General features: G+C 63.8%; 16 protein-coding genes and 3 tRNA genes. 3 read left to right on the top strand and 16 right to left on the bottom strand.

Annotated features, from left to right (window positions below):
* Positions 1-127 precede the first annotated feature (127 nt).
* Genes ACZ0AV_RS21340 through ACZ0AV_RS21330 form a run of 3 tightly spaced genes read left to right on the top strand, consistent with a single transcriptional unit; the run spans position 128 to position 5,869 of the window.
* The gene (locus ACZ0AV_RS21340; RefSeq protein ID WP_499152865.1) at positions 128-1,294 is read left to right on the top strand and encodes an efflux RND transporter periplasmic adaptor subunit; all 1,167 of its coding nucleotides are present in this window, start codon (positions 128-130) and stop codon (positions 1,292-1,294) included.
* A 14-nt stretch (positions 1,295-1,308) separates the two neighbouring features.
* Positions 1,309-4,443 (top strand): multidrug efflux RND transporter permease subunit, encoded by a 3,135-nt coding sequence (locus ACZ0AV_RS21335; protein WP_499152864.1) that lies wholly within the window; start codon positions 1,309-1,311, stop codon positions 4,441-4,443.
* A gap of 4 nt (positions 4,444-4,447) precedes the next feature.
* Positions 4,448-5,869, top strand: coding sequence for an efflux transporter outer membrane subunit (locus ACZ0AV_RS21330; RefSeq protein ID WP_499152863.1), 1,422 nt, complete (start codon positions 4,448-4,450; stop codon positions 5,867-5,869).
* A 134-nt stretch (positions 5,870-6,003) separates the two neighbouring features.
* Here ACZ0AV_RS21330 and glpT read toward each other — a convergent pair whose 3' ends face one another.
* The 16 genes from glpT to asd all read right to left on the bottom strand — a co-directional run bounded on the left by glpT (position 6,004) and on the right by asd (position 22,259).
* Positions 6,004-7,350, bottom strand: a complete 1,347-nt coding sequence (glpT, locus tag ACZ0AV_RS21325; RefSeq protein ID WP_499152862.1) for a glycerol-3-phosphate transporter — start codon at positions 7,348-7,350, stop codon at positions 6,004-6,006.
* 362 nt (positions 7,351-7,712) lie between these two features.
* Positions 7,713-7,789 (bottom strand) — tRNA-Asp (locus tag ACZ0AV_RS21320).
* Between the two features lie 97 nt (positions 7,790-7,886).
* Positions 7,887-7,963: transfer RNA gene (locus ACZ0AV_RS21315), tRNA-Asp, on the bottom strand.
* Positions 7,964-7,997: 34 nt separating this feature from the next.
* A tRNA-Val gene (locus ACZ0AV_RS21310) sits at positions 7,998-8,073 on the bottom strand.
* 98 nt (positions 8,074-8,171) lie between these two features.
* Complete coding sequence (locus tag ACZ0AV_RS21305) at positions 8,172-8,930, bottom strand: SDR family oxidoreductase (protein ID WP_499152861.1); 759 nt, start codon at positions 8,928-8,930, stop codon at positions 8,172-8,174.
* 3 nt (positions 8,931-8,933) lie between these two features.
* A complete protein-coding gene (locus ACZ0AV_RS21300; RefSeq protein ID WP_499152860.1) occupies positions 8,934-10,145 on the bottom strand; it encodes an O-succinylhomoserine sulfhydrylase in 1,212 nt (403 codons plus the stop codon).
* An 84-nt stretch (positions 10,146-10,229) separates the two neighbouring features.
* Positions 10,230-11,735: an amidophosphoribosyltransferase gene (gene purF / locus ACZ0AV_RS21295; protein ID WP_499152859.1), complete on the bottom strand. Its 1,506-nt coding sequence runs from the start codon at positions 11,733-11,735 to the stop codon at positions 10,230-10,232.
* A 28-nt stretch (positions 11,736-11,763) separates the two neighbouring features.
* Positions 11,764-12,330: a CvpA family protein gene (locus tag ACZ0AV_RS21290; RefSeq protein WP_499152858.1), complete on the bottom strand. Its 567-nt coding sequence runs from the start codon at positions 12,328-12,330 to the stop codon at positions 11,764-11,766.
* 74 nt (positions 12,331-12,404) lie between these two features.
* Entirely contained in the window at positions 12,405-13,058 is a 654-nt protein-coding gene (locus ACZ0AV_RS21285) for an SPOR domain-containing protein (RefSeq protein WP_499152857.1), read from the bottom strand.
* A complete protein-coding gene (gene folC / locus ACZ0AV_RS21280) occupies positions 13,042-14,349 on the bottom strand; it encodes a bifunctional tetrahydrofolate synthase/dihydrofolate synthase (protein ID WP_499152856.1) in 1,308 nt (435 codons plus the stop codon). The genes ACZ0AV_RS21285 and folC overlap by 17 nt, the downstream gene beginning before the upstream one ends.
* The gene (accD, locus tag ACZ0AV_RS21275) at positions 14,346-15,230 is read right to left on the bottom strand and encodes an acetyl-CoA carboxylase, carboxyltransferase subunit beta (protein WP_499152855.1); all 885 of its coding nucleotides are present in this window, start codon (positions 15,228-15,230) and stop codon (positions 14,346-14,348) included. The genes folC and accD overlap by 4 nt, the downstream gene beginning before the upstream one ends.
* A gap of 172 nt (positions 15,231-15,402) precedes the next feature.
* Positions 15,403-16,035 (bottom strand): phosphoribosylanthranilate isomerase, encoded by a 633-nt coding sequence (locus tag ACZ0AV_RS21270; protein ID WP_499152854.1) that lies wholly within the window; start codon positions 16,033-16,035, stop codon positions 15,403-15,405.
* Positions 16,036-16,119: 84 nt separating this feature from the next.
* Positions 16,120-16,986, bottom strand: coding sequence for a tRNA pseudouridine(38-40) synthase TruA (truA, locus tag ACZ0AV_RS21265; protein ID WP_499152853.1), 867 nt, complete (start codon positions 16,984-16,986; stop codon positions 16,120-16,122).
* 3 nt (positions 16,987-16,989) lie between these two features.
* Complete coding sequence (locus ACZ0AV_RS21260) at positions 16,990-19,854, bottom strand: motility hub landmark protein FimV (protein ID WP_499152852.1); 2,865 nt, start codon at positions 19,852-19,854, stop codon at positions 16,990-16,992.
* 148 nt (positions 19,855-20,002) lie between these two features.
* Positions 20,003-21,013: an aspartate-semialdehyde dehydrogenase gene (locus ACZ0AV_RS21255; RefSeq protein WP_499152851.1), complete on the bottom strand. Its 1,011-nt coding sequence runs from the start codon at positions 21,011-21,013 to the stop codon at positions 20,003-20,005.
* 133 nt (positions 21,014-21,146) lie between these two features.
* Entirely contained in the window at positions 21,147-22,259 is a 1,113-nt protein-coding gene (gene asd, locus ACZ0AV_RS21250; RefSeq protein ID WP_499152850.1) for an aspartate-semialdehyde dehydrogenase, read from the bottom strand.
* Between the last annotated feature and the right edge of the window lie 6 nt (positions 22,260-22,265).

Raw genomic sequence — 22,265 nt, 5'->3', positions numbered from 1 at the left:
TTTCCTCAAGGGGACTATCCATTTGTTCACAGAAACCGCAAGTGAGTCAATATTGACTCATTTGCAGTAACGTAAGATCATCCGCGCCTTTCAAGAACTAACGAATGGGCAACGCCCCAGGTGAAGCATGAGCAGGATTCGCGAACGTTGCGTTTTTTCGACGATAGCCCTTCTGGTTGCCGTCAGCCTCGCAGGCTGTGACAAGGGTGAACAAGGCTGGGGGGAAGCACCGCCGCGCGAAGTCGACGTGCTGACCGTCAAGACCGAGCCGTTTACCGTGGTCGCCGAGCTGCCGGGCCGCATCGAGCCGGTACGCGTGGCCGAAGTGCGCGCCCGGGTGGCCGGTATCGTGCTCAAGCGCACCTTCGAGGAAGGCGCCGACGTCAAGGCTGGCGATCTGCTGTTCCAGATCGACCCAGCGCCATTCAAAGCGGCGCTGTCGCGCGCCGAGGGTGAGCTGGCACGCGCCGAAGCGCAGCTTTTCCAGGCACAAGCCACGGTCAAGCGCTACGAGCCGCTGGTGAAGATCGACGCGGTCAGCCAGCAGGACTTCGATGTCGCCCGTGCGGCACTGCAAAGCGCCCAGGCTGACAAGCGCTCGGCCCAGGCCAACGTGGAAACCGCGAAGCTGGATGTGGGTTACGCCCAGGTGCGTGCCCCCATCGCTGGACGCATCGGTCGCGCTCAGGTTACCGAAGGCGCGCTGGTCGGCCAGGGCGAAACCACCCTGCTCGCCCGTATTCAACAGCTCGACCCGGTCTACGCCGATTTCAGCCAGCCCGCTGCCGACGCTCTGCGCCTGCGCGCAGCGATTGCCGATGGCAAGGTATCCGGTAAGGGCGACAAGACCTTGTCGCTGCGTGTAGACGGCACCGATATCGAGAGCAAGGGCACCCTGCTGTTCACCGACATCTCCGTGGACCGCAGCACCGGCCAGATTGCCCTGCGCGGTCGCTTCGACAACCCCAACGGGGTGCTGCTGCCCGGCATGTACGTACGCGTACGCACCCCACAGGGCCTCGATCAGGACGCCATTCTGGTGCCGCAACGCGCCGTGCAGCGCGCCGCCGACGGTAAGGCCAGCGTGATGGTGCTGGGCGCCGAGAACACCGTGCAACCGCGACCGGTCACCACCGGCGTCATGCAGGGTGCACGTTGGCAGATCACCGAAGGGCTGAAAGCGGGCGATCAGATCATCACCAGTTCCCTGGCGGCGATTCGCCCCGGCGCCAAGGTGGTGCCACGCCAGCCCGGCGCTGAGGCGCAGAACGAAACCACTCCCAAGGCGCAGTAAGCCGGAGCAACGACATGTCCCTGTTTTTCATCCGGCGCCCCAATTTTGCCTGGGTAGTCGCCTTGTTCATCACGATGGGCGGTTTGCTGGCCATCCCGTTTTTGCCAGTGGCGCAGTACCCCAACGTGGCGCCGCCGCAGATCACCGTCACCGCCACCTACCCGGGCGCTTCGGCGCAGGTGCTGACCGACTCGGTCACCAGTGTCATCGAGGAAGAGCTCAACGGCGCGAAGAACCTGCTGTACTTCGAGTCCACCAGCAACGCCAATGGCATCGCTGAAATCACCGTGACCTTTCAGCCCGGCACCGACCCGGAGCTGGCTCAGGTCGATGTGCAGAACCGCCTGAAGCGTGCCGAGGCGCGCATGCCCCAGGCCGTGCTGACCCTTGGCATCCAGACCGAACAGGCGACTGCCGGCTTTCTGCTGATCTACGCGCTGAGCTACAAGGACGGCAGCGCCAACGACGACACCACGGCGCTGGCCGACTATGCGGCGCGCAACATCAACAACGAGATCCGTCGCGTAGAGGGTGTCGGCAAGCTGCAGTTCTTCGCCTCCGAAGCGGCCATGCGCGTGTGGATCGACCCGCAAAAGCTGGTCGGTTACGGCCTGTCGATCGATGACGTCAACAACGCCATCCGCGCCCAGAACGTGCAGGTGCCCGCCGGTGCCTTCGGCAGCACGCCAGGCACCGCGGAGCAGGAGCTCACCGCCACGCTGGCGGTCAAGGGCACCCTGGATAACCCGCAAGAGTTTGCCGCCATCGTGCTGCGTGCCAACCAGGACGGCTCGCGCCTGACCCTGGGTGACGTCGCCCGCATCGAAGTCGGCAGCCAGGACTACAACTTCGGCTCGCGCCAGGACGGCAAACCGGCCGTCGCCGCCGCCGTGCAACTGGCGCCGGGCGCCAATGCCATCCAGACCGCCGAAGCGGTCAAGCAGCGCCTCACCGAGCTGTCCGCCAACTTTCCGGACAACGTGCAGTTCTCCATGCCGTACGACACCTCGCGGTTCGTCGACGTGGCCATCGACAAGGTCATCATGACCCTGGGCGAAGCCATGGTGCTGGTGTTTCTGGTGATGTTCCTGTTCCTGCAGAACGTGCGCTACACGCTGATTCCCTCCATCGTGGTGCCGGTGTGCCTGCTCGGTACGCTGACCTTCATGTACCTGCTCGGTTTCTCGGTGAACATGATGACCATGTTCGGCATGGTGCTGGCGATCGGCATCCTGGTCGACGATGCCATCGTGGTGGTCGAGAACGTCGAGCGGATCATGGCCGAAGAAGGCCTCGACCCGGTGCCGGCCACCATCAAGGCGATGGGCCAGGTGTCCGGGGCGATCCTCGGCATTACCCTGGTGCTGTCGGCGGTGTTCCTGCCGCTGGCTTTCATGTCCGGTTCGGTGGGAGTGATCTACCAGCAGTTCTCGCTGTCGCTGGCGGTGTCGATCCTGTTCTCGGGCTTCCTGGCCCTGACCTTCACGCCCGCGCTGTGCGCCACCATCCTCAAGCCGATCCCCCAGGGGCATCACGAAAAGACCGGATTCTTCGGCTGGTTCAACCGCAAGTTCACCGGGCTGACCGGGCGCTACACGAAACTCAACAGCGCGCTGGTACCGCGCGCCGGGCGCTTCATGTTCATCTACCTGGGCATCGTGATCCTGATGGGCTTCTTCTACCTGCGCCTGCCGGAATCCTTCGTGCCGGTCGAGGACCAGGGCTACATGATCGTCGACATCCAGCTGCCGCCGGGCGCTACCCGTGAACGTACCTCGGCGACCGCCAGGGAGCTGGAACAATTCCTCGCCTCGCGCGAAGCCGTGGCGACCTCCTTCGTGGTGCTGGGTTTCAGCTTTTCGGGCATGGGCGAGAACGCCGCCATTGCTTTCCCGCTGCTCAAGGACTGGTCCGAGCGCAACGACGAGCAATCGGTGCAAGCCGAGACCGCTGCGGTCAACGGGCGTTTCGCCAACCTTGACGACGGCGCGATGATGGCCGTTCCACCGCCGCCGATCGAAGGCCTGGGCAACTCCGGCGGTTTCTCCCTGCGCCTGCAGGACCGCGCCGGCCTCGGCCGCGAAGCGCTGCTCGCCGCGCGTGACGAAGTGCTTGGCAAGGTCAACGGCAATCCGCTGTTCCTCTACGGCATGATGGAAGGTCTGGCCGAGGCGCCGCAACTGCGCCTGGTCATCGACCGCGAACAGGCACGAGCCCAGGGCGTGAGCTTCGAGTCGATCAGCAGCGCGCTGTCCACCGCGTTCGGTTCTTCGGTGATCAACGACTTCGCCAATGCCGGGCGCCAGCAGCGCGTGGTGGTGCAGGCCGAGCAAGGCGCGCGGATGACGCCAGACAGCGTGCTCAAGCTGCATGTGCCCAACGACAGCGGCAGTTTGGTGCCCCTCAGCGCCTTCGTGACCACCCAGTGGGAAGAAGGCCCGGTGCAGGTGGCCCGTTACAACGGCTACCCGTCGATCCGCATTTCCGGCGATGCCGCCCCAGGCGTAAGCACCGGCGAGGCGATGGCCGAGCTGGAGCGCATCGCCGGCGACCTGCCAGAAGGCATCGGCTACGAATGGACGGGCCTGTCCTACCAGGAGAAGGTCGCCAGTGGTCAGGCGGTAATCCTCTTCGCACTGGCCATTCTGGTGGTGTTCCTGCTGCTGGTCGCGTTGTACGAGAGCTGGGCGATTCCGCTGGCGGTAATGCTCATCGTACCGGTCGGCGCGCTCGGCGCGGTGCTCGCGGTGACCGCCGTCGGCCTGCCCAACGACGTGTATTTCAAGGTCGGCCTGATCACCGTGATCGGCCTGGCGGCGAAGAACGCCATCCTCATCGTCGAGTTCGCCAAGGACCTCTGGGAAGAGGGCTACTCCCTGCGTGACGCAGCCATCGAAGCAGCACGCCTGCGCTTCCGGCCGATCATCATGACCTCCATGGCCTTCATGCTTGGCGTGGTACCGCTGGTAATCGCCACCGGCGCTGGCGCTGCCAGCCAGCGCGCAATCGGTACGGGCGTCATTGGCGGGATGTTCAGCGCGACGTTGCTCGGGGTGATCTTCGTGCCGATCTTCTTCGTCTGGGTGCTTTCGCTGCTGCGAACCAAGCCCAAGCAAACCGACAATCATCCCCTGCATAAAGCGGAGTAATGCCATGACGTCCCCGATCATGTTGCGCCCCGCCCTGCTGACCCTGTCCATCGTGCTCGGCGGCTGTTCTTTGGCGCCCAGCTATGAGCGCCCCGAAGCGCCCGTGGCGGCGCAGTGGAACGCACCCCAGGCCAGCGGCACCAGCGCTCAAGCGCTGGACTGGCAGACCTTCATCGTCGATGCCGACCTGCGCAACGCGGTGGCCGCAGCGCTGAGCAACAACCGCAGCCTGCGCCAGGCGCTGCTGGATATCGAAGCGGCGCGCGCGCAATACCGTATCCAGCGCGCCGACCGCCTGCCGGCGATCAACGGCAACTTAACCGGCAACCGCCAGCGCGTGCCGGCGGACCAGTCACAGACCGGGCGCTCCGACGTGACGAGCGTCTATCAGGTCGGCCTGGGCCTGGCCGAGTACGAGGTCGACCTGTTCGGCCGCGTGCGCAACCTCTCCGAGGCCGCACTGGAAACCTACCTGGCTACCGAGGAAGCCACCCGCGCCACGCAGATCAGCCTGATCGCCGAAGTAATCCAGGCCTACCTGACCCGCGATGGCGCACTGCGCCGCATGGCGTTAGTCGAACAAACGCTGGACAGCCGCCTGGCCTCGCTGGATCTGGTGAGCAGACGCCGTGAAGCCGGCACCGCCACGGCGCTGGACTATCAGGAAGCAGTAGGCCTGACCGAACAGGCCAAGGCCGAGCGCGAGAGCACCGAGCGGCAAGTGCGCCAGGCCGACAACGCCCTGGTGCTGCTGCTCGGCACGCCGGACGTGGAGCGTTTGCTGCCCGCCAAACCGCGGGAAAACCTGATGGTGCTGCAGGACATTGCCCCCGGCACCACCTCGGCTCTGATCGAGCGGCGCCCGGACATCCTGGCCAGCGAGCACCGCCTCAAGGCGCGCAACGCGGATATCGGTGCGGCCCGTGCGGCGTTCTTCCCACGCATCACCCTGACCGGCTCGGTGGGCAGTTCCAGCACCGAGCTGTCCGGGCTGTTCGACGGCGGCTCGCGGGCCTGGAGCTTCGCGCCGAGCCTGTCGCTGCCGATTTTCGCTGGCGGCCGCAATCGCGCCAATCTGGATCTCGCCGAAGTACGCAAGGACGCTGCCGTGGCGGACTACGAAGGCACCATCCAGACCGCCTTCCGTGAAGTCGCCGACGCCCTCGCCGCCACCGACACGCTGCGCCGCGAGGAAGCCGCGCGGCGTGCGCTGGCCGACTCCAGCCGGGCGGCGGAAACCCTCGCCGAAGCGCGCTACCGCGGCGGCGTGGACGACCACCTGCGCTACCTCGACGCGCAGCGCAGCAGCTTCACCGACCAGACCACCCTGATCCAGGTCAGCACCGAGCGGCAACTCGCCTTGACCGATCTGTTCAGAACTCTGGGCGGTGGCTGGACGGGCACAGACCTGGCGCAACGCCAATAAAAAAACGGGACGTCCAGCGTGCAGGCTGGATGTCCCGTTTTTCCCGTCGCGGTAACCGTTTCAACGCTGCCTGCAACCCGGTCGCGGCCGCCAGGCCAATCGCAGGCAGACGGCCTCGGTTTGGCTGCCTGCGGTTACACCGCGCGTGCTTCGCTGGGTATCTGCTTGTGCCAGAGCGTCGGGATCAGGAATACGATTGCCAGCAGGCACGCGCCAATCAGCAACACGAAGCCACCATCCCAGCCGAAATGGTCGACGGTATAGCCCATTGCCGCACTCGCCGCGACAGAGCCCCCCAGGTATCCGAACAGGCCGGTGAAGCCTGCTGCCGTGCCGGCTGCCTTCTTCGGCGCCAGTTCCAGCGCGTGCAGGCCGATCAGCATGACCGGGCCGTAGATCAGGAAGCCGATGGAAAACAGCGCGGCCATGTCGACAAGCGGATTACCCGGCGGGTTTAGCCAGTAGACCACGGTAGCGACCGTCACCAGCGCCATGAACACCACACCGGTCAGGCCGCGGTTGCCGCGGAACACCTTGTCCGACATCCAGCCGCACAACAGCGTGCCGGGAATACCTGCCCATTCATAGAAAAAGTACGCCCAGGAGGTCTTGTCGACGGTGAAGTGCTTGACCTCTTTCAGGTAGGTAGGCGCCCAATCCAGCACACCGTAGCGCAGCAGATAAACGAACACGTTCGCCAAGGCGATGAACCACAGCATCTTGTTGCGCAGGATGTATTTGACGAAGATCTCCCGCGTGCTGAATTCCTTCTCATGGCTGGCGTCGTAGCCTTCCGGGTAATCGTTCTTGTACTGCTCGATGGGCGGCAGGCCGACCGATTGCGGGGTATCGCGCATGGTCATGAACGCGAACACCGCTACCAGCAGGGCCACCGCGGCGGGCACGTAAAATGCCGCATGCCAGTCGTTGAACAGGCCCATGCCAACCAGAAACAGCGGGCCGATCAGGCCTCCGCCGACGTTGTGGGCGACGTTCCACACCGAGACCACGCCACCGCGCTCTTTCTGCGACCACCAGTGGACCATGGTTCGGCCACTGGGCGGCCAGCCCATGCCCTGCGCCCAGCCATTGATGAACAGGAGGATGAACATCATGGTCACGCTGGAGGTCGCCCAGGGCGCGAAACCGAAAACGAACATCACACCTGCCGACACCAGCAGGCCGAATGGCAGGAAGTAACGGGGATTGGAGCGGTCGGACACCAGCCCCATGAGGAACTTCGACAGGCCATAGGAGATGGCGATGGCCGACATCGCCAGGCCAAGCTGCCCACGGCTGTAACCCTCTTCTTCGATGAGGTACGGCATGGCCAGGGAGAAGTTCTTGCGCAGCAGGTAGTAACCGGCGTAGCCGATAAAGATACCGGCGAAGATCTGCCAGCGCAGGCGGCGGTAGGTACTGTCTATCTGAGCTTCGGGCAGGGTTTCCCGATGAGGGGCGGGACGGAAGAAGGCGAACATCCTGGGACTCCAGTTCTTGTTTTTAGCCGCACACTATTAATGTGACAGTTGTATGACATTTTCATTAACGAAAATATCACTCGCAACTGAAGCGGTAAAGACGGAAAACTGTTGGAATTCGAACGATGATGGCAAAAATCGGACCAAAGGCTGCGAAAGCCAGTCCGGGCGGATGCGGCAGAGCTTCGCGCTGCGGTTCGCCGGGCAGTCATCGGTGATGTGGCGATGGAATACGCAAATTGAATGAGCATACCGTGGAGGCGGCAGGCGGCAGGCGGCAGGCGGCAGGAATGAGTAGCCTGGAAACAAGAAAAGCGGCCAATGGCCGCTTTTCAGGGAACCTGCCCAAGGCAGGTAAGATGTGGCGCAGCGGACGGGACTCGAACCCGCGACCCCCGGCGTGACAGGCCGGTATTCTAACCGACTGAACTACCGCTGCGTGTCGGTGGACTTGCGTCCGTACAACTCTTGCTTCGTCAGATACGCTAGCAGTGCTTTCGTATCACATCCCAGAACGGTGTCTTGGATGGAAAATATGGCGCAGCGGACGGGACTCGAACCCGCGACCCCCGGCGTGACAGGCCGGTATTCTAACCGACTGAACTACCGCTGCGCGTCGGTGGACTTGCGTCCGATCTCTCAAGGAATGGTGGGTGATGACGGGATCGAACCGCCGACCCTCTGCTTGTAAGGCAGATGCTCTCCCGGCTGAGCTAATCACCCATTGCCTTGCGAGGAGGCGAAATTTACGCGGCGGCCTAACCTAAGTCAAGGCCGCTATTGAATTTTTTTCTAAAAAGACGCCGCGCACCCTACCCGCCTTAGCGGTAGATCATCTTGCGCGTCATGCCGCCATCGGTCACGAACTCTTGCCCAGTCACGAATCCCGCCTCGTCCGACAATAACCAGGCAACCAGCGCGGCCACATCGTCCACCTGGCCGACTCGTCCCACTAGGTGCTGCGCGTGGTCATCAGCGCTCAGCGGCTCGTCAGCACGCTGCTCGGGGTCGCGGGAGTCTATCCAGCCCGGGCTCACGGCATTTACTCGAATGCCCGGACCGAGACTGACGGCCAGCGCATGGGTCAACGCCACCAGCCCACCTTTGCTGGCAGCGTAGGCTTCACTCTCAGGCTCGGACTGACTGGCTCGTGTCGAGGCGATGTTAACGATTGCGCCACCACTGGCGCGCAGGTGCGCTGCGCAGTGCTTGGCCAACAACATCGGCCCGCCGAGGTTGATCGCCAGCACTTGATTCCAAGTATCCAGCGACAACGAGTTCAGCGGACCGCTATGAGGGCTGGCCACGCCGGCGTTGCAGACCAGGGCGTCCAACCTGCCGAAACGCTCGATGACAGTCGCCACTGCGCGCTCGACCTGCGCTTCATCGGCCACATCCATAGCGACGAACAGCGCGTCGTCGCCAAGCGCTGTCGCCACTTCGAGGCCCCGGCTTTCAGCCAGATCACAAAGGGCCACACGCCAGCCTCGGCATAGCAACCAGCGGGCAATGCCCTCGCCAATACCCCGGGCAGCGCCGGTAACCAGCGCGACCCGGCCTGGGGCCGATTCAATGCTCATCGCTCAAAGCGCCTGCAGGCCACGGCTCAAGTCGGCCTTCAGATCGGCGACATCCTCCAGGCCTACCGCAACCCGAATGAGGTTGTCGCGAATACCCGCACTCTCGCGCTCCTGGGGCGACAGGCGACCATGAGAGGTGGTCGCCGGATGAGCGATGGTGGTCTTGGTATCGCCCAGGTTGGTGGTGATCGAGATCACTCTCGTGGCGTCGATGAAACGCCAGGCACCTTCCTTGCCTCCTTTGACCTCGAAACTGACTACCGCGCCAAAAGCGCTCTGTTGGCGCGCAGCCAGTTCATGCTGAGGGTGGCTGGCAAGACCGGCGTAATACACGTGTTCGATGCCGTCCTGCTGCTCCAGCCACTGGGCCAGCTGCAGGGCACTACTGCAATGCGCCTGCATGCGGATGCGCAAGGTTTCCAGGCCCTTGAGGAAGATCCATGCGTTGAACGGGCTCAACGTTGGCCCGGCGGTCCGCAGGAAGCCCACCACGTCGGTCATCAGCTTGGCGCTGCCGGCCACCACACCGCCCATGGCGCGACCCTGCCCGTCGATGAACTTGGTCGCAGAGTGCATGACGATATCGGCACCCAACTTCAACGGCTGCTGAAGGGCTGGCGTGCAGAAACAGTTGTCCACGGCCAGCAACGCACCGCGCGCATGGGCAATCTCCGCCAGCGCCGCGATGTCCACCAGCTCGGCCAGTGGGTTGGACGGCGACTCGACGAACAGCAGCTTGGTGTTGGGCTTGAACGCAGCAGCCCAGCCCTGCAGATCGGCCAACGGCACGTAGTCGACCTGCACGCCGAAGCGCTTGAGGTACTTCTCGAACAGGCTGATGGTGGAGCCAAAGACGCTGCGCGACACCAGCACATGGTCACCGGCGCTGCACAGGCTCATGACGATCGACAGGATCGCCGACATGCCCGACGCGGTGGCAACAGCCTGCTCGGCACCCTCCATGGCCGCGATGCGTTCTTCGAACGCACGCACCGTCGGGTTGGTGTAACGCGAGTAGACATTACCCGGCACCTCACCCGCGAAGCGCGCAGCGGCGTCTGCCGCGGTGCGGAACACGTAGCTCGACGTCGGGAATAGCGCCTCGCTGTGCTCACCCTCCGGCGTGCGGTGCTGCCCGGCACGTACGGCCAGGGTGTCGAAACCGACACCCTCCAGATCGCTGTTGAGGCGCCCGGCCTCCCATTCCTGCGTCATATCGCGTCCTCGTCCAGAAACCAGTCCGGGCCACATGGGCCCGGTCATCAATAGTTCAGTGCTCGGCTCTTGGCCGCCGGCCACTCAATTGTTGTACAGATCGATGATCTCGCTGACCGCCTGACTGCTGGTCTTGGAACCGTCGTTGCGCGCCAGGTCGATGCGATTGAGATAGGCCTCGTCAACATCGCCGGTCACGTACTGACCGTCGAACACGGCGCTGTCGAAGTGCTCGATCTTGATCTTGCCGCCACCGACGGCTTCTTTCAGGTCATCGAGATCCTGATAGATCAGCCAGTCGGCACCGATCAGCTCGGCGACCTGCTCGGTGGTGCGGCCATGGGCAATCAGCTCGTGCGGGCTCGGCATGTCGATGCCATACACGTTCGGGTAACGCACGGCAGGTGCGGCCGAGCAGAAATACACGTTCTTGGCGCCAGCTTCGCGGGCCATCTGGATGATCTGCTTGCAGGTGGTACCGCGCACGATGGAGTCATCCACCAGCATCACGTTCTTGCCGCGGAACTCGAGTTCGATTGCATTGAGCTTCTGGCGCACCGACTTCTTGCGCGCGGCCTGCCCCGGCATGATGAAGGTCCGACCGATGTAGCGGTTCTTGACGAAGCCTTCGCGAAACTTCACGCCCAGGTGGTTGGCCAGTTCCAGCGCCGAGGTACGGCTGGTATCGGGGATCGGAATGACCACGTCGATACCGTGATCCGGACGCTCGCGGCGGATCTTGTCGGCCAGCTTTTCGCCCATGCGCAGCCGCGCCTTGTAGACCGACACCCCATCCATGATGGAGTCCGGACGAGCCAGGTAGACGTGCTCGAAGATGCACGGCTTGAGCTGCGGATTGGGCGCGCACTGGCGCGTATGCAACTGGCCTTCCTCGGTGATGTACACCGCTTCGCCCGGCGCCAGGTCGCGGATCAGGGTGAAACCGAGCACGTCCAGCGCCACGCTTTCGGAGGCGATCATGTACTCGACGCCCTCGTCGGTATGCCGCTGGCCGAAGACGATCGGGCGAATGCCGTTGGGGTCGCGGAAACCGACGATGCCGTAACCGGTGATCATCGCCACCACCGCATAACCACCGCGGCAGCGCTTGTGCACGTCCTTGACCGCCGCGAACACGTCCTCTTCGCTGGGGTTGAGCTTGCCGCGAACGGCCAGTTCATGGGCAAACACGTTGAGCAGCACTTCGGAATCGGAGCTGGTGTTGACGTGGCGCAGATCCGACTCGTAGATCTCCTTGGCCAACTGTTCGACGTTGGTCAGGTTGCCGTTATGAGCCAGGGTGATGCCATAGGGCGAGTTGACGTAGAAGGGTTGCGCTTCCGCCGAGCTGGAGCTCCCTGCAGTGGGATAGCGCACGTGGCCGATGCCCATATGGCCGATCAGGCGCTGCATGTGGCGCTGCTGGAACACATCGCGCACCAGGCCGTTGTCCTTGCGCAGGAACAGCCGTCCTTCGTAACTGGTGACGATACCGGCAGCATCCTGGCCGCGGTGCTGCAGAACGGTGAGCCCGTCATACAGCGCCTGATTGACGTTCGATTTACCGACGATACCGACAATGCCACACATGTGACGCAACCCCTACTCAGTGGAACGACTAATTACCAGTGCCTGCAGGGATGGTTCCCTGCAGCACGTCTTTGAACGGCAGTTCGACCGGCTCGCGGATCCCGCTCGCCAACCATTCACTGGACATCCCCAGAATGAGGTTCTTAGACCAGTCTGCAACCAACAGAAAATGCGGTATCAACGTGGACTGCTGCCACCAGACGTCCTGCTCGACAGGCGCCAGGCTCAACAGGCCGACGGCGATCACGACCAGCAAGGCGCCGCGCGCAGCACCGAAAACCATGCCCAGGAAGCGGTCGGTCCCGGAAAGCCCAGTCACCCGGATCAGCTCGCCGATCAGGTAATTGATCAGCGCGCCGACCAGCAGGGTCAATACGAACAACAGGACACAGGCGGCAATGACACGGGCGGAGGGGGTTTCGATATAGGCGGCGAAATGCTGCGAAAGCGCCCCGCCGAACATCCAGGCCACCACACCCGCGATAATCCAGGTGACCAGCGACAGGGCTTCCTTGACGAAGCCACGGCTCAAGCTGATCAGACTCGATACGGCGATGATGGCGATGATCGCCCAATCGACCCAAGTGAATGCCACGATGCAGGTTACCGATGGAAGAGGCGCTGCATTTTAGCAGAGCCCTGCCCATCGGTTAAGCGCAGATGCCGAAGTCAGTTGCTTTCCGGCTGGAATCGCACCACGAAACCATTGAGCTTGTGCTGACGATTGAGCTGGTCGCGCAGGCGATCGGCCTCGACCCTCTCCACGAGCGGGCCGACGAACACCCGATTCATGCCGTCGGCATTGCGAATGTAGGCGTTGTAACCCTGGGCGCGCAGGGTTTTCTGCAGCGTCTCGGCACCCGGGCGGCTGGACAGGCTCGCCAGTTGCACCGACCAGCTGACCGGCAGGCTGTTGGCATCCAGCCGTTCGGCAGGCGCCTTTTGCGGCGGTGGCGCAACCTCGGCAGGTTTGCTGGGCGTCGGTTGTGGCGTCGGTTGTGGCGTCGGTGCCGGTGTCGCCACCGGCGCGTCAGCAACGGGCAGTTCACCGATCGGTTGCTCGACGGGTGCAGGCGCCTGCCCGGCCGCCGCACTGTCACCGGGTACCGGCTCCTGCGGCAACTCCTGCGGATCCGGGACGATCACCGGCTGCATCTCGATTTCCGGCACTACCGGCTTGGCCGGCATCGCGGGTGCGTCCACCACGACATGGCGCAACTCGTCGGGACGGGACAGCAGCATCGGCAGGAAAATCACCGCCAGCGCCACCAGCACCAGCGCCCCGACAATACGTTGCTTCGTTCCGCTATCCAGCATTGCCATCCTGCACACCCTCCTGGGCGTGACGCTCCAGCCACATCAAGGCTTCGGCCACGCAGAAAAAAGATCCAAAGAGCAGAATTTCATCCCCGGCCGCGGCACGCTCGCACTGCGCCTGCAACGCGCTGCCTACATCGGCATGCATCTCGGCATGGGCGGCGCAGGCGGCCAGGTGGCCGTGCAGCTCAGCCGCTGAGCGCGAACGCTCGCTTGGCAGCGGCGTCACCGCCCAGTGCCTCACCTCGGCGAGCAGAGGCCCCACCACGCCAGGCAGATCCTTGTCCGCCAGCAGGCCGAACACCGCAAGCCGCCGTTCGGCAGACTGATTCGCCTGCAGGCGAGCGGCGAGAAACTGCGCAGCATGGGGATTGTGCCCTACATCGAGCAACAGAGTGAGGGACTTGCCCCGCCAGTTCAAGTGACGACGATCCAGACGACCGACCACCCGCGTCGCCTGCAAGGCCAACGCGATACGCTCGGCGTCCCATGGCAGGTCGAGCAAGGCGTAGGCTTGCAACGCCAGCGCGGCGTTCTCCATGGGCAAGTCGAGCAGCGGCAGGTCGGCAAGGCGCAGGACCTCGCCTCGCGGCGTCAGCCCGTACCAGCTCCAGCCATGCGGGCCGACGCTCAGGTCAAAATCACGGCAACGAAGGAACAGCGGCGCATCCAGCTCAACGACGCGCTCCAGCAGCGGCAACGGCGGGTCGAAATCACCGCACAGGGCCGGCTTGCCGGCGCGCAGAATACCGGCCTTTTCGAACGCCACCGACTCGCGGCTATCGCCCAGCCAGTCTGCATGGTCGATACCGATACTGGTGATCAGCGCCAGATCGGCATCGATCAGGTTCACCGCATCCAGGCGCCCGCCCAGGCCGACTTCCAGCACCGCGACGTCCAGCCCGGCACGCTCGAACAACCAGAATGCCGCCAGGGTTCCCATTTCGAAATAGGTCAGCGACGTATCGCCACGCGCGGCCTCTACGGCGGCGAAAGCCTCGCAAAGCGCCTCATCGCTGGTTTCGCGACCGTCGACTTGCACGCGCTCGTTGTAACGCAGCAGGTGGGGCGAGCTGTACACCCCGACCTTGAGACCCTGGGCACGCAGCAGCGCGGCGAGAAAGGCGCAGGTCGAGCCCTTGCCATTGGTACCGGTGACGGTGATCACGCGCGGCGCCGGCCGGGACAAGCCCAGGCGTGTAGCGACGTCCCGGGAGCGTTCGAGGCCCATGTCGATGGCACTCGGATGCAACCGCTCCAGGTACGCCAGCCACTCGGCCAGGGAGCGCTGGGTCATGCCGTGACCGGCAGCGCTGCAGGAGATGGCTGGTGGGTGAATTGCGCCAGCAGACGAGCGAGGCGCGAGCGCAGTTCGGCACGGTGAATGATCATGTCGATGGCGCCGTGTTCGATGAGGAACTCGCTGCGCTGGAAGCCTTCCGGCAGCTTCTCGCGAACGGTCTGCTCGATCACCCGTGGGCCGGCGAAACCGATCAGTGCCTTCGGCTCGGCGACGATAACGTCGCCCAGCATCGCCAGGCTCGCCGATACGCCGCCGTAGACCGGGTCGGTCAGCACCGAGATGAACGGAATACCTTCTTCACGCAAACGCGCCAGCACCGCCGAGGTCTTGGCCATCTGCATGAGCGAGATCAGCGCTTCCTGCATGCGCGCACCGCCGGAAGCGGCGAAACACACGAATGGGCAGCGCTTCTCCAGGGCCACGTTGGCGGCCTGCACGAAACGCTCGCCGACGATGGCGCCCATCGAGCCGCCCATGAAGGAAAACTCGAACGCGCAGGTCACGATCGGCATGCCTTCCAGCGTGCCGCTCATGGAAATAAGCGCATCCTTCTCGCCGGTCTGCTTTTGCGCAGCGACCAGGCGATCCTTGTACTTCTTGCTGTCACGGAATTTCAGACGATCGCTCGGTTCCAGATCGGCGCCGATTTCCTCGCGGCCATCGGCATCGAGGAAGATGTCCAGGCGCGCACGGGCACCGATACGCATGTGGTGATTGCACTTGGGGCAAACGTCGAGGGTCTTTTCCAGCTCGGGCTTGTACAGCACGGCCTCGCAGGACGGGCACTTGTGCCACAGGCCTTCGGGCACCGAACTCTTCTTGACCTCGGAACGCATGATCGATGGGATCAGTTTGTCTACCAGCCAGTTGCTCATGCTCTCAATTCTCCAACGCTGTAGGCTTCAACATGCTTGCTGCACATGACAAGCGAATTCAAAAAGTGGTCGGGACCGGGGCCGGCGTGAAGCCCGCCACCTGACCCAACCACGAAAAAAGCGCGCACTCGTTGCGGCGATAGGAGTATGGACGGCGCGCTGCGCGGCGCCGTCACATCGAGTCTCCAACCGCTCGCACCCGCTGCACGAAGTCCTTTACCCTGCCTGCATCCTTGATGCCCTTGGCCTGCTCGACGCCGCCGCTGACATCCACCGCATAAGGGCGTACCTGAACGATCGCCGCGGCAACGTTCTCCGGGGTCAAACCGCCCGCCAGGATCACCGGTTTGCCGAGGCGCGCCGGTACCAGCGCCCAGTCGAACGCCTGCCCGGTGCCGCCGGGCACGCCGTCGACGAAGGTATCGAGCAACACCGCGCGGGCGCCGGGATAGGCATCGACCAGGGCCGCCACATCGTCTTGCGCACGAACACGCAATGCCTTGATGTAAGGGCGCTTCAGCGCCTCGCATGCGGCAGCGCTTTCATCACCGTGAAACTGCAGCAGGTCCAGCGGCACCGTGGCCAGCACTGCCTCGATGTCGGCTTGCGGCATGTCGACGAACAGGCCGACCGTGGTCACGAACGGCGGCAGGCCGGCTACGATGGCACGCGCCTGCTCGATCGATACGGCTCGCGGGCTGGGCGCGTAGAACACCAGGCCGATAGCGTCCGCGCCAGCAGCAACTGCGGCCAGCGCATCCTCGAGGCGGGTAATCCCGCAGATCTTGCAGCGAACGACTGACAACGGACGAATACCTCCGCGAAATGCCGGATGGTAGCAAATGACCGACAGGCTGGGGCCATTAATTGCAGTGCCAGCCCCGCCCTCTCACTGCGTGAGCGCCACGTCCGGGAGCCCGGAGAGAAAGTGCGGCCCCAGATAACGCGTCGGCAACTCGAACTCGGCGGGATAGTCCACCTGCACCAGGTACAACCCGTAGGGGTGCGCCGTTACCCCGCCCGTGCGCCGCACGCCGGTGGCCAGCACCTCGCCGGCCCAGGCCACCGGGCGCTCGCCAGCGCCGATGGTCATCAGCACCCCGGCGATGTTTCGCACCATGTGGTGCAGAAACGCATTGGCGCGGATATCCAGCACGATGAAGCGCCCATGCTGCAGCAGCTCGAGGTGGTGGACGGTCTTGATCGGTGATTTGGCCTGACACTGCCGGGCTCGGAAGGCACTGAAGTCGTGAGTGCCGAGGAACGCCTGCGCCGCTTCGCGCATGCGCTCGATGTCCAGGGGACGGTGATTCCAGGTGATTTCTTCGGCCATGTGCGCCGGGCGAATCTGGTCGTTGTAGATCACATAGCGATAACGACGTGCCATGGCGCAGAAGCGCGCGTCGAAATGCGCCGGCATGGCCTTGGCCCAGGTCACGCTGATGTCGCCAGGCAGGTTCATGTTGGCGCCCATGACCCAGGCATGCATGGAGCGCTCGACGGTGGTATCGAAATGCACTACCTGACCACTGGCATGCACCAGAGCGTCGGTACGCCCTGCGCAGCTCAAGGTCACCGGCGCACCGCCGGCGACCTTGGAAAGGGCCTTCTCGAGCGATGCCTGGATGGACGGAACCCCGTCGCGCTGGCGCTGGAACCCCCGGTAACGGGCACCGCGATACTCGACGCCCAGGGCAATCTTGTAAATGCCGACGGCAGCCATTTCGGCTGCCGTCGTGTTACGCAAATCAGACATGTATCAAACCAGTTTGCCGATCAGCTCACGCGCTTCCTGCTGCTGACCGTCGTTACCTTCGGCGATCACTTCATCGAGGATGTCACGCGCACCCTCGGAATCGCCCATATCGATATAGGCCCGCGCCAGATCCAGCTTGGTCGCGGTTTCATCGGTACCGGACAGGAAATCGAAATCTTCGTCGTCGTCGAGCGACGCGTTATCCGCCTGCAGGCCTTCGGGTTCCAGTTTACCTTGTTGTTCGAGGCTTTCGGCCAACTGATCGAGCTCAGCCGTGACGTCATCAAGCTGAGCGGCGAAACTGGCGCCACTGTTTGGCGCCGGCGCTTCGTCGTTGAGCGACAGGTCGAAATCGGCCGGCAGGGCGAAATCGTCCTGAGCCTTGTCTGCCTGCGTCGCCGGGAAATCGGCCACGCCATCATTGGCCGGGGTCTTGTCGGCTTCGTCGTCGAGGCTGAGCAGGAAGTCATCTTCCTGCGCCGCGGCCGGCGTGTTCGGCGAGTCCAGGTCGAGGCTGAAATCCGCCAGCTCTCCGCCAAGCTCCTGACGGCTGTCGGCATCATTGCCGAGGTCCAGATCGAAGGCCACGGCGTCATCCTTGCTCGCAGCAGGTTGCTCGGGTGCCTGCAGGTCCAGATCGGAATCCAGGCTCAGGGTGTCGATTTCGTCGAAACGACCGGTGTCCTGATCGCGGGCGTCCGGGTTGGCGGCGAACTCGGCTTCGAGTGCGTCCAGATCCAGATCGAAGGCATCGTCGGCAGGCCTGGAGGCCACCGGCTGCGCCGGCTCGTCCAGGGCCAGGTCATCGAGGCTGAAGGAGTCCAGATCATCCGCCGCGGCGCTGCCGGCCAGGGCAGCACTGCCGCCCAGCATCACCATGGCCGGGTAGCGGCTCTTCAGTTGCTCGACTTCGGCGTTGGCACCACCAATTTCGCGCAGTTCGTTTTCCTGACGGGCGAATCCTTCACGGTCACCCAGCTCGGCATAGACCTCCATCAGTTTCAGACGCAGATCGGTGCGCTGCGGCTCGTCGTTGATGGCGTTGTGCAGCAGCTCTGCGGCCTGGTTGAAACGGCCGTAGGCAATGTAGATATCGGCCTCGCCCAGGGCATCACCGGTCTGCGCGGTAACGCGCTCTTCACCAATGGGCTGCAGCGGCGCGCCAGGCTCGTTCGGCAGCTCGTTGAAGCTTTCGGCAGGCAATTCCAGGTCGCTGTCGAAGCGATGGGTATCTTCCTCGTAAACCGCGACGCTCTCTTCCTGCTCGGCTTCCTTGCGTGCGTTGCGGCGCGACAGGATCAACAGCACCAGCAACAGCGCCAGCAATAGGCTGCCACCGATCAGGCCGAGCAGCATCGGATTGGCCAGCAGGTTGTCGAGCGCGCTGTCTTGCTCGACGGGCTCGACGGGCTCAGGCGCGGCGGCTACCGGCGCGGGTGCCTGAGCATCGTCGGTTGCGGCAGGTACGGCCGGCGCGGGCTCGGCGGCCGGCACCGGCTGCTCGGCTGGAGCGGCGCCCTCTACCGGAGCGGCGTCGCTCCCGGCTTGCGGCGCCGGCTCGGCGGCCAGAGGCGCCTCGGCAGCAGCGTCGGGCGCAGCCGCGGTTGCATCACCGTTCGGTGCAGCGGGTGCGGCGGCAGGCGCATCTTCAGCTGCATCGGCGGCAGGCTCCGCAGGTGCCTGGGAGGGTGCCGCAGGTGCTGGAACCGGCGCAGCAGATTGCCCGGTGCCGGCAACCTGACCGGCGGGCGACGATACATCGGCCTGCAGCTTGGCCAACTGGTTGTCCTTGAGCTGGATGAGCCGCTGCAGCTTGTCGAGCTGGCTCTGCAGATCAGTCATCCGGTCCTTGAGCTCGTCGTTTTCACGCCGAGTGGAATCCAGACTTTCCTGAGTGACGGCCAACTGGTTACTCAACGCAGCGCTGTTGCTGGCACCGTTCTCGCTGCCGGCAGTGGCCTTGCCGGCATCGGCGGCCAGGAGTTTGAGCTTGTCTTCGGCCTGCACTTCGGCAGGCGCGGCGCCAGCGCCGGTGCGGCGGGTGGCATCGATCTGACGAGTACCGGCCACCGCGGGGGCACTGCGACCCTGGCGCCAGGAACTGTTCTGCTCATTGACCTGGGCCAGTGCCTGGGCCTGGCTGCGGCTGGCGATCTGCTGCTCGTCGGGCAGGCGCAGCACCTGGCCACTCTTCATGCGGTTGATGTTGCCGCCGATGAAGGCATCCGGATTGAGGTCCTGGATGGCCAGCATGGCCTGATGCACGCTGCCATTGCCACGGGCCCGCTGGGCAACTTCCCAGAGGGTGTCATTGTTGGTGGTGCGGTATTCGTTGCCCCTCGTGGCGGCACTGGCGCGCGGCGCGGCAGGTGCAGCAGCAGGTGCGGTGGCGCGCGGCGCAGCGGCAGCTGGCCGCGAGACCGGTGCTGCCACCGGCAGTTGCGGCGCTGCCGCTGCCTGAGGAGAGTACAGCGGCGGGTCGAGCAGCAAGGTGTATTCACGCAGCAGGCGGCCATTGGGCCACAGCACTTCCACGAGGAAGTTCAGGTAGGGCTCGCGGACGGGCTTGGTCGAGGTCACGCGGATCACGTTCTTGCCGTTTGGCTTGACGATGGGCGTGAACTTCAGATCGGTCAGGAAATACTGGCGGTCGACGCCTGCCTTGTTGAATTCCTCGGGCGAGGCCAGCGTCGGGCGTACTTCCGCAGCGGACAGGTCACGCACATCGAGGAGCTCGATTTCTGCCACCAGCGGCTGGTTCAGAGACGACTGCAGCGTCAGCTCGCCGACCCCCAGCGCATGCGCCATACCGGAAGACAGCGCCGACGCGGCAGCGATAGCCAGTACCAGTTTACGAACCCGAACCATAGCCTTTTCCTTTGTGTTAACAGCTCTCGAACAACGAGAGGGTTTGGTGACTGCTGGCTGCCCCTCTTAAGGTTCCCCCAGCCAGCAATCAGCGCGCTCAGTAATTGCCAAGCTCGAATAGATCTTCAAATTTCCAGATAAGTATCTTTTACAGATGGTGTTTTATCAACAACTCGCCCAGTTGCACGGCGTTCAAAGCCGCACCTTTTCTCACGTTATCAGACACAATCCACAAAGTTAGCTCGCAGGGGTCATCCAAACCACGCCGTACGCGCCCTACATATATCTCGTCCTGGCCAACTGCGTCACCGATGACGGTCGGATAGTCGCCCGCCTCGACAAGCTCGATCCCGCTCGCGGCATCCAGAGCGGCGATCACCTGATTCACTTCTACAGGTGTAGACGCCTGCACAGTCACACTCAAACTATCGCCGAAGAAAACCGGCACCTGATGACAACTGACGGCAACATTCAGCGAGGCGTTGTCGAGCAGAGCCTTGATATCCTGGTTGATGCGGCGCTCCAGCAGACCATGCCCGTCGGCATCCGGCTCGTCGACCTGGGCGAGCACGTTGAAGGCCATCTGCCGGTCAAACAGGCGCGGTTCGAATGAACGGCCGTTGAGCAACTCGGCAGTTTGCCGAGCCAACTCCGAGACCCCTTCCCGGCCGCGGCTGGACACTGCCAGCGCGGCGTTGATCACCAGTCGATCGACCTGCACCTGATCGCGCAGAGCGGCGAGCACCAACGTGACTGCCACAGCTACCGAAGACGGACTCGTCAGTGCCAACGGCGCCGTACGCCCTTCCAGTATTGCCGCGTTGACCTCAGGCACCACTCGCGGCGCCTGCTCTGCCGGCAGTGCGCCAGACAGGTCGATAAGCGAACATCCGGCCTTGCGCACCGCATCGGCATGGGCCAGGGTCACGCTCTGGTCCGCAGCAAAAAACGCCAACTGCACCGCTTTGAAATCGAAACCCTCGACGGCCCTAACGCGCAGATTGCGGCCCTTGTAAGGGAGCGTTCGACCCGCCGATTCATTGCTGGCGAGCAAATGCAGGTCACCCACCGGGAACCCGCGATCTTCGAGAATTTGCAGAAGGGATTCGCCGACACCGCCGGTGGCGCCGACGATGGCGATAGCAAAGGTAGAAGTCATGAGGGGCGTCTGATGCTCGATGGCTGAAACAGACTCGGCACTCTACCGAAAAGCAGAGGGGCGGGCGACGGCAATCGCTAGCGACACCGTACGACCCGCCCCTCGCTGCACGCTTGCGGCGCGCTCGTGACGATCAACGCTCCAGCAGAATCCGCAGCATGCGCCGCAGCGGCTCGGCCGCGCCCCACAGCAACTGGTCACCGACGGTGAAGGCACCGAGGTACTGCGAACCCATATTGAGCTTGCGCAGACGGCCGACCGGCACGCTCAAGGTGCCGGTAACGGCAGTCGGGCCGAGGTCGCGAATGCTCGCTTCGCGGTGGTTCGGCACCAGCTTGACCCACGGGTTGTGCTGGCTGATCAGCCCTTCGATGTCGGTCAGCGGTACGTCCTTGTTCAGTTTGATGGTCAGCGCCTGGCTGTGGCAGCGCATGGCGCCGATACGCACGCAAATGCCGTCGACCGGAATCGGATTCTTGAAGCGACCGAGAATCTTGTTGGTTTCCGCCTGGGCCTTCCACTCTTCGCGGCTCTGGCCGTTGGGCAGCTCCTTGTCGATATAGGGGATCAGGCTGCCGGCCAGCGGCACGCCGAAGTTGTCGACCGGGAACGCATCGCCGCGCATGGCCTCGGCGACCTTGCGGTCGATATCGAGGATGGCGCTGGCCGGGTCGGCCAACTCATCGGCGACGCTGGCGTTGACCGCGCCCATCTGCTTGATCAGCTCGCGCATGTTCTGCGCGCCGGCACCGGAGGCTGCCTGATAGGTCATGGCGCTCATCCACTCGACCAGGCCGGCTTCGTAGAGGCCGCCCAGGGCCATCAGCATCAGACTGACGGTGCAGTTGCCGCCGATGTAGTTGCGCGTGCCCAGGTCGAGCTGATGATCGATGACCCGACGGTTCACCGGGTCGAGCACGATCACCGCGTCGTCGGCCATGCGCAACGAGGACGCCGCATCGATCCAGTAGCCCTTCCAGCCGGCTTCGCGCAGCTTGGGGAATACTTCGCTGGTGTAGTCGCCACCCTGGCAGGTGAGAATCACGTCCAGACCTTTCAGCTCATCAATGCTGTAGGCATCCTTGAGCGTCTCGGTTTCCTTGCCGATGGCCGGGCCCTGGCCGCCGACATTGGAGGTGGTGAAGAACACCGGCTCGATCAGATCGAAATCCTGTTCTTCCAGCATGCGCTGCATGAGCACGGAACCGACCATGCCACGCCAACCGATAAGACCTACACGTTTCATAACCAC

Source organism: Pseudomonas sp. AC532 (genome assembly GCF_979258965.1).
This window is presented reverse-complemented; position numbering and strand designations above follow the sequence as displayed.

What these genes read in the sequence shown, in the direction of transcription:
- accD (WP_499152855.1), bottom strand. Translation starts at nt 15,230, where the DNA reads ATGAGCAACTGGCTGGTAGACAAACTGATCCCATCGATCATGCGTTCC.
- purF (WP_499152859.1), bottom strand. Translation starts at nt 11,735, where the DNA reads ATGTGTGGCATTGTCGGTATCGTCGGTAAATCGAACGTCAATCAGGCG.
- ACZ0AV_RS21305 (WP_499152861.1), bottom strand. Translation starts at nt 8,930, where the DNA reads ATGAGCATTGAATCGGCCCCAGGCCGGGTCGCGCTGGTTACCGGCGCT.
- ACZ0AV_RS21300 (WP_499152860.1), bottom strand. Translation starts at nt 10,145, where the DNA reads ATGACGCAGGAATGGGAGGCCGGGCGCCTCAACAGCGATCTGGAGGGT.
- folC (WP_499152856.1), bottom strand. Translation starts at nt 14,349, where the DNA reads ATGACCCAGCGCTCCCTGGCCGAGTGGCTGGCGTACCTGGAGCGGTTG.
- glpT (WP_499152862.1), bottom strand. Translation starts at nt 7,350, where the DNA reads ATGTTCGCCTTCTTCCGTCCCGCCCCTCATCGGGAAACCCTGCCCGAA.
- ACZ0AV_RS21260 (WP_499152852.1), bottom strand. Translation starts at nt 19,854, where the DNA reads ATGGTTCGGGTTCGTAAACTGGTACTGGCTATCGCTGCCGCGTCGGCG.
- ACZ0AV_RS21330 (WP_499152863.1), top strand. Translation starts at nt 4,448, where the DNA reads ATGACGTCCCCGATCATGTTGCGCCCCGCCCTGCTGACCCTGTCCATC.
- asd (WP_499152850.1), bottom strand. Translation starts at nt 22,259, where the DNA reads ATGAAACGTGTAGGTCTTATCGGTTGGCGTGGCATGGTCGGTTCCGTG.
- truA (WP_499152853.1), bottom strand. Translation starts at nt 16,986, where the DNA reads ATGTCTGATTTGCGTAACACGACGGCAGCCGAAATGGCTGCCGTCGGC.
- ACZ0AV_RS21335 (WP_499152864.1), top strand. Translation starts at nt 1,309, where the DNA reads ATGTCCCTGTTTTTCATCCGGCGCCCCAATTTTGCCTGGGTAGTCGCC.
- ACZ0AV_RS21255 (WP_499152851.1), bottom strand. Translation starts at nt 21,013, where the DNA reads ATGACTTCTACCTTTGCTATCGCCATCGTCGGCGCCACCGGCGGTGTC.
- ACZ0AV_RS21340 (WP_499152865.1), top strand. Translation starts at nt 128, where the DNA reads ATGAGCAGGATTCGCGAACGTTGCGTTTTTTCGACGATAGCCCTTCTG.
- ACZ0AV_RS21285 (WP_499152857.1), bottom strand. Translation starts at nt 13,058, where the DNA reads ATGGCAATGCTGGATAGCGGAACGAAGCAACGTATTGTCGGGGCGCTG.